This window comes from Methylocaldum sp. (assembly GCF_039794385.1).
Classification (GTDB): domain Bacteria; phylum Pseudomonadota; class Gammaproteobacteria; order Methylococcales; family Methylococcaceae; genus Methylocaldum.
In genome coordinates this window covers 1-11,350 of the sequence record NZ_JBDIVO010000140.1, presented here as the reverse complement: position 1 = coordinate 11,350, position 11,350 = coordinate 1, and the positions used below count along the sequence as shown (strand labels likewise).

Below are 11,350 nucleotides of genomic sequence, written 5' to 3'. Positions count from 1 at the left end.
GCAGGAGCGTTGACTGAGTTACGGATAAATAACCCTAGCACAACCCACCGTATTTGCCGTTCTTATCAACCTGGAAATGCCGTTGGACGCGCCGGAATGCGCGCCGTACCTATCCGCATATAAAGAAAGAAATGTCCGTTTTATCCGTCATTTACAAGCGGTTTTCGATCACCAAAAACCAGGGTCTTCGAGCGATCGGTTGCAGATGGCCTTTCTTGTCGAGTTTCAAAATGTTCTTGGAAACGGAGTTTCTGACGTTTCCGCCGATGGCTTCCAAGGTCCGACCGTGTTTTTCGACGACGATGTCGCAGTGGAGTTTGGTGTGCTCTATGGTTTCGGGGAAAGGGGATTGTACGAACGGAGGAGTGATCGAGGACCCGCGGCTTGCGCAGATCAGATCGCCGGGACGCGGCGCGTAGTCGTGTATGCGTCTGGGCACGAAAACGGCGTTCGGCGACTCGGCGTTGCGAATAATCCGTGAAAGGTACATCCAGTGGGCTTCCGAAGGCGGAAACCGCTCTTTCGGAACGCCCGCAGTGGCCATGACCCAGCTGACGAAAGCCGCCGACCACGGTTGTTCGCAATTTCGGCCGGTACGTTCCGGCATGCCGACCGCTCGCCAATACTGGTTGATTCGTTGAGCGTAGGGGGATTCGTCCTCCCAGAACCCGACCAGCGGGATGCTTTCCTTGTCGCCGTCGTAAATGACCGATTGCCGACCGAAGTAGAACCATTCGCTGATGGCTAGCGCGAGAATTCGGTCTTTTGTGGGCGGAAGTTCGATGCCGGTGCTTAAGCGAGGGCTGATTTCAGCGTCGTGCGCCTGCTTTTTGGGCAGCCATCCGCAGGCCGATAAAGCGAGAAAAATAAGAACCAGTACGATTTTCATGGTTGCCGATCTTGGGCGATTTTCGGTAGGCTGGCGTACCGGGAACACGCTGCTCGTTTCGGGTTACGCCGACGATTTCACGGCAGGCCGTTATGAGTCCGTGTGGGCAGCTACGGGGCGGCAGCCGTTCCCGGCAAAGACTCTCATTCTCACGGATACGTACCAATGATTCACCATATTTCTATCGCCGCCAGGCACCCCGAGCACGCAGCGGCGGTTCTTGCGGAGTTGCTGGGGGGACGGTCATTTCCATTTCCCGTATTCTCCGGCAGCTACATTGCACTGACCGATGATCCGCACCGTACGGCGATCGAGGTTTATCCGCTCGGCACGGAGCTCAAGCCCGGCCTGGAGCACGAAGAGGTAAGCTCAATGAATAACGAGGCATCCTCGCCGTTCACCGCCACCCACGCCGCCGTCTCGGTCGATCTCACCGAACAACAGATCAAGAGCATCGCCGCCCGCGAGAGCTGGCGCGCCGTGACGTGCAACAGAGGGGGGCTTTTCGATGTCGTCGAATTGTGGGTGGAGAACCGCGTTCTGATCGAATTGCTCACTCCGGAAATGGCAAAAGCTTATCTGAATTCGATGTCTTCAAGACAATGGGCGGACTTTTTGAAGCAGAATGCGGGCACGGATTAGCCGGTGAGTTCATCCGGTGAAAGGCAGTGTTACACAATCGACCTAAAGCCGCCGGTCCGGCGCTGCTCTATTTTCACGATCCCATGTGCAGCTGGTGCTGGGCGTTTCGACCTGTATGGCAGAGTGTACGGACCCGGTTGCCGGATGCCGTGGAGATCGAACAGTTTCTGGGCGGTCTGGCGCCGGACAGCGCGGTGCCCATGCCGGCCGAGATGCGCGAAAACATTCAGGACATTTGGCGAACGATAGAACGTTCGGTGCCGGGCACCCGGTTCAATTTCGATTTCTGGACGAAATGCGTTCCAAGGCGTTCCACCTACCCGGCCTGCCGCGCCGTGATCGCCGCGCGCCGGCAGGGCGCCGGCTTCGAGGACGCCATGATCTTCGCGATTCAACAGGCCTATTACCTGCAAGCGCGAAATCCGTCGAACGACTCGACTCTGATCGAGCTGGCGGAAGAGATCGGTTTGGACAGAGGCCGCTTCGCGGCGGATCTCCGGCATCCCGATATACACGTGGAATTGCTCGAAGAAATCCGCTGGACGCGAGAGCTCGGGGTCCGCAGTTTTCCGACCTTGCTCCTGTCTCATGACGAAGGATACTCGGAAATGCCCGTGGATTACGGCGACGCAAATCGGATTTTGTCGGCTATTGCCGCCCATTTATAGTGCCGCCACATCCAAGTGATGTGAGCGTTTGTGGGAGCGAGCCTTTCGACATCGCTCAAGACAGGCTTTAGAGCGTTTTTCACCAGGGTTTAGCGATGTGGATCGGGAAATGGTAGCCGCTTTCTCGACCGTTGTGTCGGGAAAGGATTCCCGACCTACAAACTATCGTCGCGCGTTTATAGTGCCGCCACGCTCAAGTAGCGCGATTAATAGTAGGTCGGCAATCCCTTGCCGACAAACCCGCTTAGCAAGTTGTTAACGTCGGGAAGGGATTCCCGACCTACAACACTCTAACCGCGCCGAAGCCGTTGTCGCACATCGTTTTCCAAGTGCCGCCATTGCCCGCCGTTCAGCCATTTCTCGCACCAGTACGCCAATTGCGCCGGGTTGGAGCTCATGATCTTGTACTCCTGTTTGGCCTGATCCGGTCCTTCCGTCGGCCACCACGAAAGCGTGTCGAATTGCTGCTGAATATGGGCCTTGGCCGCTTCGAACGTGTCCGCATCGATTTGCAGGTGTCGTGTCGTCACAATGGATCTCCCGTAAAGTCAGTCATGAAATCGCGGTTTCAACTATTTTGACGCTCCATCTTGAATAAAATCGTTTTTCGCATTCACTCATCGAACAAAGGAGATGTCCATGAAAGCCATGCAATACACGGGCTACGGTGATCCGTCGAAAATTCATCCGGCCGAAGTGCCCGCGCCGAAACCGTCGCCGGACCAACTGCTCGTCAAAGTGGCCGCGAGTTCCGTCAATCCGATCGACTGGAAGCTGCATAACGGCAGTTTACGCTTTATCGTTCCGGTCCGGTTTCCGTCCATACCCGGCATGGACCTCGCCGGCGAAGTCGTGGAGATCGGCGCGAAGGTCACGCGTTTTCGGCCCGGCGACCGGGTGATGGCGTGTTTGCGCTCACGGGGTTTCGGAACGGCAGCCGAGTTCGCCGCGGTGGATGAACGCTTGGCCGCCTTGGCGCCGAAGACGATGATCGACCATGAAGCCGCGGCCTTGCCCTTGGCGGGGCTGACCGCTCTCCAGGCTCTGCGCGATCTCGGCCGCCTGAAGGAGGGCGGCAGGGTGTTGATCGTTGGCGCTTCCGGCGGTGTCGGGCATTACGCCGTACAGATCGCCAAGGTGCTCGGAGCGGACGTTTCCGCGGTATGCAGCGGCGCCAACGCGCCCTGGGTACGTGAGCTCGGGGCGGACGAGATCATCGACTATACTCAGACGACCGAGTTCGGTCCCTTGGCCTCTTTCGATCTGATTTTCGATACCGTGGTTTCGGAGCCTTTCGGGCGTTATCAGGGTTTACTGAAACCGGACGGCATCTATGTATCCACTCTGCCCGCGATCGGTCTGGTGGTTCGCTCAGTGTTGTTCCGGCTTTTTTCGAAGAAGAGGATCAAGACCGTCATGCTCAAGTCTAACGGGGAAGATTTGGCGTTCTTGAGCACACTGGCGGAGCAGGGGCGGTTGCGTTCCGTCATCGACAGTGTGTTCCCGCTGTCCCAGTTGGATCTTGCGCATCGTCGGAGCCAATCGGGACACGCACGGGGCAAGATCGTCATCGACATACTCGGCGCATCTGCGGGATCGACCTGACACCTTCAACATCCGGGGATCGGTCCGCCGGGAATTATCGGAAAGACCCTATTCACTTCAATCGTTTTGGCTACAGATCTATGCGCATCGATTCATACGGCAACATGGAATTAACGGCGGAAGAAAACCAAGACCTCATGGATCGGCTGGACATACCCGAGAGCGATTACGACGATCCGCCCGTCGAAATCGAGTGTGTCGGAATAGAGAACGAGGTCGCCACGTTCAAGGCCACGAACACGAAAACGGGAAAGTCGGTTCAGATGGTATTCGACTTGATGGACGAGGAAGATTAGGTTTTTCGTCGCGTATAAGTCGGCCGAAACCGATATGAATCTGTAGCCGCCGGGCTGATGTCGAACTTCCTTCGCGGAACGCCCGGCGTTTGCCGCTTTTGCGGTATCGCAGCCGCGCTATGGCTTGCGTTGGGCCAAACGGCGGCTTATGCCGACTTCGTTCCTTTCGCCGATCAGATCGCGACTAACTTCTATTCCCTGCAATTGCGGGGCATTTCTTTCGAATCGGAAGGACAGCTTGCCGAGGTTTACGTGGCCGAGGGGACCATGGATCCCGCCTCTTTCGGTCACATCCGGATCACCGATTTAAGCGCCAACTCGATTCTTTTCGAGCAAACCTACGGAGATCTGGGGGGCATTTGCTGCAGTCCGCAGATCCGGGGCAGCTTTGCTCAGCAGCTCGTATTGCCCTATGCCACACCGCTCCAGATCGACATGAACGGCCAGGAGTTCAGCGGGATGTCGGTCCTCTACGGCAATACGGTGGTTGCATCGGGAAGAACATTTGACAATCAGTTCCCTTCCTTTTCGACAAGCTTGACGATTAATACCAACGTGCCGCCGACGGCAACCGACGATAGCGTCGCCATCCCGCGCGACCAGGCGACGGCGATCGGGGTGCTGAACAACGACGGCGGAGCACAGCTCCAGCTGGCCGGCGTTTCGGCGCCGGCCCACGGCACCGCTGTTCCGAGTGGCTCGTCGGTGATCTATACCCCCGACGCGGGATACGTGGGTATGGATTCGTTCGTCTATACCGTCACCAACCCGGCCGGAAGCGCCAATGCAACCGTGAGCATCACGGTCAATCCACGCCTGCCGACCGCCGCCAGTCACAAAACCAGCACCACGACCGGGCAGCCGGTAACCGTCACGGTAGTGGACAGCAATCCCGATCAGATCGTCGTGACCTCGGTGTCCCAGCCGGCCAACGGCACAGCAACGGTGAGCGGAACCACCCAGGTCGTGTATACGCCGAGAGCGGATTTCGTGGGGGAGGACCGCTTCACTTACACCGTCGCCAACTCGATCGGCGAGAGTACCGGCACGGTGACCGTGGTGGTCGGGGCCACTCTGAACACGGCCGGGGACCTGGTGCAGCAGGAATCCTTGGCCGGTACGCTTCAGACCATCGTCAGCACCAACAGCGCCTCCGAAGCCTTGCAGGAGCGCATTCGAGGGCTCACCGAATTGCTGAATCGACCCGGCGGGCTGGAACGGGTGGCGGAAGCCCTCAGCAGCATCAGTCCGGAAGAAACCGCCGCGCAGGCCCTCGGCGGCGGGCGGATCTCGCAGATTCAGGTCGGCAACGTCAACCAGCGGCTGGTGGAACTGAGAGCCGGAAGTTCGGGTTTCAGCGTGAACGGATTGACCCTGAATCTCGACGGGCAGACGCTGCCGGGCAACCTGCTGGCAGCTATGCTTCCGTTCGGCAGCTCCGGCGGAGCCAGCGGAGACGAGGACAGCGGATTCAGCAGGCTGGGCGTCTTCGTGAACGGCCAGTTCGAGTCGGGGGACCGAAACACCACGCGCTTGCAGCGGGGATTCAATTCCAAGGTTTACGGCTTCACGGCGGGCGTCGATTATTGGTTCACCCGGCAGTTCCTGATGGGCGTGTCCGCGGGTTACGGCTATACCGAATCGAATACCGTCCGAAACGGAGGCGATCTCGAAATCGACGGTACGACGTTTTCCCTGTTCGGCAGCTATCAGCTCACCGACCGCTGGTATCTGGACCTGGTGGCCAACGGTACCTACAACCAGTACAGTTCGACCCGGAACATCGCCTATATCGACGCTTTCGGGCCGGTGCGAATGACCGCCAAGAGCGACACGGAAGGCTGGCAGCAGCGCTACAGCGTCAACAGCGGCTACGATTTTCCTCTTGGCGCGTGGACACTGGGTTTGCGCGGGCGCACGGAATACGGACGGACCACCATCGACGGCTATACGGAGCGGGGCGCGGACCCGCTCAATCTGGCGATCGACGCGCAGACGGTGGATTCGGTAACCACGGCCTTGGGCGGAATGGTGTCTTATACCGCCGGCACGGCCGTCGGTGTGTTCGTATCGCAGCTCGGTGTGGAATGGGAGCACGAATTCGCGAAAGACAGCCGTCTGATCGGCGCCCGTTTCGCCGACGACGCCGGCGGGCATCGATTCACCGTGAGCAGCGACAGTCCGGACCGGGACTATGTCAATCTCAGAACCTCGGTTTCGGCGGTTCTCCCCCACGGCGGATCGGCATTCGTCCAGTACGAGACCCTGGTCGACAACCGCTTCGAAACACGCCATTCCGTCAATGCCGGCGTGCGGTTGGAGTTTTAGAGCATTTTCCGGTTGGGTGCGGAGGATGCGTCGGCAAGGGATTGCCGACCTACGCATCGGTGCCGCCAAGTAGGTCGGGAATCCTTTCCCGACACAGCCCATGGTAGGGCGGGTTAGGTGCGCACCATACCTTCCGCGCGTAACCACACGAGTCATGCGCGCACCGTAACCCGCCGAAGGACGGCGTGGCGGGTAACGGCGCACGCAAAGCGTAGTGATCGATAGCTAGCTTGTGTTGGAGTGCGCCTACCCGCCATTGATGGGTTTCGCTTCGCTCGACCCATCCTACGAAATCCGGTTTCGGTAAGCCGTCGAAACGGGCGGGGCTCGGTTCGTTAACCTATTCAAACTCCAAAATCTTTTCTTCGATCGCTCGCCGGGAGATGCCGTGCCGATCCAGCAGTTCTTCCATCGTTCCCGATCGGGGCTCTTTGCTTACGGCGAGACGATGTACGGGTACCGTGGAATTCAAGGCCGCCGCGACCGCATCGCCGAGTCCCCCGTCGCGCCAGTGGTCCTCGACCACCACGACGCCTTGTGTTTCCCGCGCCGCCTGCTCCAGGGTCGCCACGTCCAGCGGCTTGACCGAATAGGCATCGATGACGCGCACCGATATTCCTCGCTGCTTCAGGCTGTCATGGGCTGCGAGCGCCTCGTGCACGGTGATGCCGGCCGCGACGACCGTGAATCGGTCGTCCCCGCCGGAGCGCAGGGCCTTGCTGCCGCCGATCGGAAAATCTTCATCTTCGGAATAGATGACCGGGGTTGAAGGGCGCGTGGTGCGGAGATAGACGATGCCCGGCGTCTTCACCGCCAGTTCGGTCAGGCGTTCGGCGCTGACGGCGTCGCACGGGTACAGCACGGTGCTGCCGGCCAGGGCGCGGAACATGGCCAGATCCTCAAGGCCCATCTGCGAAGGGCCGTCCTCGCCTATGGATACGCCGGCATGACTGCCGCAGAAGACGAGATGCGGCGGACGGCTGTGGCCCGCCATGCGGATGAAGTCGTAAGCACGCGAGAGAAAACAGGCGAAGCTGGCGGCGACCGGAATCTTGCCGGAAACGGCCAGGCCGAGCGCGGTTCCGACCAGGTTCTGCTCGGCGATATAGCTTTGGAAGAAGCGTTTCGGATAGCTTCGGGCGAAAAATTCGGTATACGTCGAGTTGCTCACGTCGCCGTCGAGCACCACGATTTCCGGCATGAGTCCCCCGAGCTTCTTGAGCGCATTCCCGAATCCCTTGCGCGTGGCGACCTTTTCGCCCGGCTGGTAGCCGAGTTCGAGGCGCGGCGCCGGTTCGGATTCGGAGTGGCGAATCGCGCTGATCCGGCGAGGTTCGATCGTCATGTGCACGCCCGTATCGCCCAGTTCCTTGAGCGCCCTGTCCATCTCCTCCCGGCTCAGGGCCTTGCCGTGCCAGCCGTGAGCGCCTTCCAGAAAGGGAACGCCGTGGCCTTTTTCAGTTCGGGCGATGATCGCCGTCGGGCCGCCTTTTCGGGCCCGATACAAGGCGTCGAGTATGGCTTCCATGTCATGCCCGTCGATTTCGATGGTCGACCATCCGAAGGACTGAAAGCGGCGTGCGAATACCTCGGTGCGGTGCCCATAAGGCGTGGGTCCGGTCTGGCCCAGGCCGTTGACGTCGACGATCGCGACCAGCCCCGACAGCTTGTTGAGAGACGCGAACTGCGCCGCTTCCCACACCGAGCCCTCGGAGCACTCGCCGTCCCCCACGAGGCAGAAGACCCGGCTGGCGATGCCGTCCAGGCGGTTGGCCAGCGCGATCCCGTTGGCGGCGGCCAGCCCCTGACCCAGCGAGCCGGTCGCCACTTTGACCCAGGGATTGGTCGGCGTCGGATGGCCCTCGAAGGTGCTGTCGATTTTGCGCAGCGAACCCAAGTCCTCGTGACTCGCGCCGGACTCGTGGAGCGCGGCCCATAAGATCGGGGCCGCATGGCCCTTGGATAAGATGAAGGAGTCCACGTTGCGGGCGCTCGGGTCGCTCGGGTCCCAGCGCATTTCGTGAAAGAAGAGGGCGGCGACGATATCGGCGCAGGACAGGCTCGAGGTCGGATGGCCCGATCCCGCTTCGGTCGTCATCATGACGACGTCGCGGCGGAGTTGGCGCGCCATTTTCTGCAGGAGGGCGATGCCGCTGCGATTCGAGTATTTCTGGCACTTGTCCGCCAGGCTGTTCATCAGGGCGTCGTACGGTTCGATGAATTTCTGAACGCCTTCGTTTTCGAGTTGGGCGGTAACCAGGCCGAAATCGATTCCGAGCTTCGAAAGCCCCTCCATCACCCCTCGCGCCTCGTCCGAGCCTTCCTCGATCGTGTCGCGCACCGCGCCGTGATCGGCGAAGGCGTCGATGGTCGTTTCCGGCATGGTGTTGACCGTGTGGGGCCCGATCAGCGGTTCCACGTACATGACATCCGGGTAGTCCGGATTTTTCGTGCTGGTGCTGGCCCATAGCATGCGCTGCATACGCGCGCCCTTGTTTTCCAGAGCTTTCCATCGATCGCTCGCGATGATCCGTTTGAAGCTACGGTAAGCCAGCTTGGCGTTGGCGATCGCCGTCTTTCCCAGCAGCGTTTTCGGGTCCGGCTCGAGGTCACGGGCAATCTCCGGGGAGATTCGCTGACTCAGGAGCTGATCCGCCAATACATCGATCCGGCTCAGAAAAAAGCTGGCCACGGAGGCGATGTTTTCCAGCGGGAGACCGGCCTCGGTCCTCCGTTCGAGCGCTCGGAGATAGGCCTCGGCGACGGCTTGGTAACGCTCGACGGAAAAGAGGAGGGTGATGTTGACGTTGATGCCCTCGAATAGAAGCTGCTCGATGGCCGGCAGGCCGGCGACGGTGCCCGGAATCTTGATGAACAGATTGGGCCGGTCCACGATGCGGGACAAATGCCGTGCCTGTTCGATCGAGGCCTCGGGGTAATGCGCGATGTGCGGAGACACTTCGAGACTGACGTAGCCGTCCAGTCCGGAGGTTTCGTCGTAAACGGGACGCAGGATGTCGCAGGCGTCTCGAATGTCGGTGGTCACCAGCGCTTCGTAGATCTCGCGCACGTCGGGGCATGGACGGCCGCCGCAGGTGAGGCTTTCGATTTGCTCATCGTAATCCTTGGTTCCGGCGATGGCTTTCTGGAAGGTCTGCGGATTGGAAGTCACCCCGCGCAGGCCTTCGCGGCGGACGCGGCATTCGAGTTCGCCGCTGGTGATCATGCGCCGCGTGAGATTGTCGATCCAATAGCTTTGGCCGTGCTCGATGAGTTTTAGTAGAGCGTTCATTATGTCTTCCGTCCTATAAGGATAACGGCGCCGGATACTGCCGAAACGTTCTGGGGCGTGAGGCCGAAACAAGCTGTGGTCGGTCGGCAAATCCCTTGCCGACAAAGAGGCGGTGCGTCGGGCAGTTGTAGGTCGGCAATCCGTTGCCGACGAAGCGGTGCGTCGGGAAGGGATTCCCGACCTACTCCCGAGCTGTGGTAGGTCGGCAATCCCTTGCCGACGAAGGCGTCTCATCAAAGCCTTCCCTTCAGGCTGCGAGGGTCGATCGGGCCGGGTTCGGCAATCAGCTCGCGGGCTAAGTCGACGCGTTCCCAGACGTTCCATAACAGCACGCCTCTGACCCGACCGTCCCGCAGGTAATAGACGACGCCTTTTCGGTTCGGCTCCGACCAATCGGCGACTGTTTCGAGGCGGGAGTCGGTTTCTCCGACGGCTTCGTATCCCAGTTCGAACAGATCCGAATAGAAAAACGGAAGATGGTGATACGGAACGGTTTCCCCGGCCATGTTTCGACCGGCGTGCTTGCCCATGGTATTGGCATTGTCTTCATGTTCGACCCGCAAGCGTGTGTCCAGGGCCGGATTGTAGAAATTGGCGACGTCTCCGCTGGCATACACGTCCGGAGTACCGGCTTGCAGGAGGCCGTTCACCACGATGCCGTTTTCCACTAGAAGGCCCGCGCCTTTCGCGAGCTCGATGTTGGGTACGATACCGATGCCGGCCACCGCGGCATCCACGGAAATCGCCCGTTCGTTGGTGGTCTTCTCGTCGCATAAGGTCAAGACGAGCTGGTTGTCCGACTTTTGAAGATCGGTGACCTGCTGTCCGGGCAGCACCTCGACGCCCTGCTGTCGATAGTAGTCGTTCAGGAACAGGCTGAGGTCGGGCGGGAACAGTCGCGCCCCTATCCCTTCTTCGGGAAAGGCCATGACCACTTCCTTGCCGTTCATCGCCAGAGCGGCCGCGATCTCGGAACCTATGAATCCGCCGCCGATGACGGCAAAGCGCTGTTTTTCCTCGCTCAGCGCGCGAAGACGCTGATAGTCGTCGAGGGTTCGAAAATAAATGATGTCGTCGCCGCCGAAGGGGAGTCGCCGCGGGGTTCCGCCCGTCGCCAGCAGCAATTTATCGAAGGTGTAGGCGGTCCCTTGATCGTCGTCGATGCGCTTGGCCGCGAGATCCAGCGTGCTGGCGGTCCGGCCGAGATGCAGAGCGACATTCCGTTCGACGTTCTTCCGCCAGATGCGCTCGATTGGTTTTCCTTTCCAGAGTCCTTTGGAGAGGGGCGGGCGGTTGTAGGGAGGGTGCGCCTCCGCGCCGATCAGTCCGATCGTTCCCCCGGTATCGATCTCGCGTATGCCCCGAATCGCGGCGTCCGCCGTCATTCCGCCGCCGATGATGAGATAGTTGTAGTGCGGCATATCATTCGCCTCCGTCGGCGCCCTCGTCCGTCAAAGGTTTCGGCCGCGAGCGCCTTAAACTGTTTGGGCGCTAAACGAGCTTTGCCCTGAGCTTGATTTCGGCGCCGGTGAGAAGCCGGGAGACCGGGCAATTCCGTTTCGCGTCGTCGGCGAACGTCTGGAATGTTGCTGCATCGATTCCGGGGACGTCGCCCTCGGTATCCAACTCG

The 11,350-nt window shown here is 60.1% G+C and carries 9 protein-coding genes; 5 read left to right on the top strand and 4 right to left on the bottom strand.

Translation table 11 applies throughout. The annotated features are described in order from the left end of the window. Positions 1-151: 151 nt before the first annotated feature. On the bottom strand, positions 152-889 hold the full coding sequence (locus ABJK70_RS13110) for a DUF2272 domain-containing protein (RefSeq protein ID WP_347258193.1): 738 nt from the start codon (positions 887-889) through the stop codon (positions 152-154). A gap of 165 nt (positions 890-1,054) precedes the next feature. Here ABJK70_RS13110 and ABJK70_RS13105 point away from each other — a divergent pair, with 165 nt between their 5' ends. Both ABJK70_RS13105 and ABJK70_RS13100 read left to right on the top strand, forming a co-directional pair. Beyond that, on the top strand, positions 1,055-1,531 hold the full coding sequence (locus ABJK70_RS13105) for a hypothetical protein (protein ID WP_077731089.1): 477 nt from the start codon (positions 1,055-1,057) through the stop codon (positions 1,529-1,531). 26 nt (positions 1,532-1,557) lie between these two features. Then, the gene (locus tag ABJK70_RS13100) at positions 1,558-2,199 is read left to right on the top strand and encodes a DsbA family protein (protein WP_347258192.1); all 642 of its coding nucleotides are present in this window, start codon (positions 1,558-1,560) and stop codon (positions 2,197-2,199) included. 290 nt (positions 2,200-2,489) lie between these two features. On the opposite strand, the gene ABJK70_RS13095 is transcribed toward ABJK70_RS13100, so the two are convergent. Further along, complete coding sequence (locus tag ABJK70_RS13095) at positions 2,490-2,729, bottom strand: hypothetical protein (RefSeq protein ID WP_210024197.1); 240 nt, start codon at positions 2,727-2,729, stop codon at positions 2,490-2,492. 109 nt (positions 2,730-2,838) lie between these two features. Between ABJK70_RS13095 and ABJK70_RS13090 the strand changes: the two genes are divergently transcribed. The 3 genes from ABJK70_RS13090 to ABJK70_RS13080 all read left to right on the top strand — a co-directional run bounded on the left by ABJK70_RS13090 (position 2,839) and on the right by ABJK70_RS13080 (position 6,428). After that, on the top strand, positions 2,839-3,804 hold the full coding sequence (locus ABJK70_RS13090; protein ID WP_347258191.1) for an NAD(P)-dependent alcohol dehydrogenase: 966 nt from the start codon (positions 2,839-2,841) through the stop codon (positions 3,802-3,804). An 80-nt stretch (positions 3,805-3,884) separates the two neighbouring features. Beyond that, positions 3,885-4,100, top strand: a complete 216-nt coding sequence (locus ABJK70_RS13085; RefSeq protein ID WP_077731086.1) for a hypothetical protein — start codon at positions 3,885-3,887, stop codon at positions 4,098-4,100. Positions 4,101-4,157: 57 nt separating this feature from the next. Next, positions 4,158-6,428, top strand: coding sequence for an autotransporter domain-containing protein (locus ABJK70_RS13080; protein ID WP_347258190.1), 2,271 nt, complete (start codon positions 4,158-4,160; stop codon positions 6,426-6,428). A 340-nt stretch (positions 6,429-6,768) separates the two neighbouring features. Here the strand turns inward: ABJK70_RS13080 and ABJK70_RS13075 are convergent, their stop codons facing one another. Beyond that, positions 6,769-9,720 (bottom strand): transketolase, encoded by a 2,952-nt coding sequence (locus tag ABJK70_RS13075; RefSeq protein ID WP_347258189.1) that lies wholly within the window; start codon positions 9,718-9,720, stop codon positions 6,769-6,771. Between the two features lie 233 nt (positions 9,721-9,953). After that, positions 9,954-11,141 (bottom strand): FAD/NAD(P)-binding oxidoreductase, encoded by a 1,188-nt coding sequence (locus tag ABJK70_RS13070; protein WP_347258188.1) that lies wholly within the window; start codon positions 11,139-11,141, stop codon positions 9,954-9,956. Positions 11,142-11,350: the final 209 nt, after the last annotated feature.

Bases quoted from the DNA above. Each gene is read 5' to 3' on its own strand.
- ABJK70_RS13090 (WP_347258191.1), top strand. From the start codon at position 2,839: ATGAAAGCCATGCAATACACGGGCTACGGTGATCCGTCGAAAATTCAT.
- ABJK70_RS13075 (WP_347258189.1), bottom strand. From the start codon at position 9,720: ATGAACGCTCTACTAAAACTCATCGAGCACGGCCAAAGCTATTGGATC.
- ABJK70_RS13080 (WP_347258190.1), top strand. From the start codon at position 4,158: ATGTCGAACTTCCTTCGCGGAACGCCCGGCGTTTGCCGCTTTTGCGGT.
- ABJK70_RS13105 (WP_077731089.1), top strand. From the start codon at position 1,055: ATGATTCACCATATTTCTATCGCCGCCAGGCACCCCGAGCACGCAGCG.
- ABJK70_RS13070 (WP_347258188.1), bottom strand. From the start codon at position 11,141: ATGCCGCACTACAACTATCTCATCATCGGCGGCGGAATGACGGCGGAC.
- ABJK70_RS13110 (WP_347258193.1), bottom strand. From the start codon at position 889: ATGAAAATCGTACTGGTTCTTATTTTTCTCGCTTTATCGGCCTGCGGA.
- ABJK70_RS13085 (WP_077731086.1), top strand. From the start codon at position 3,885: ATGCGCATCGATTCATACGGCAACATGGAATTAACGGCGGAAGAAAAC.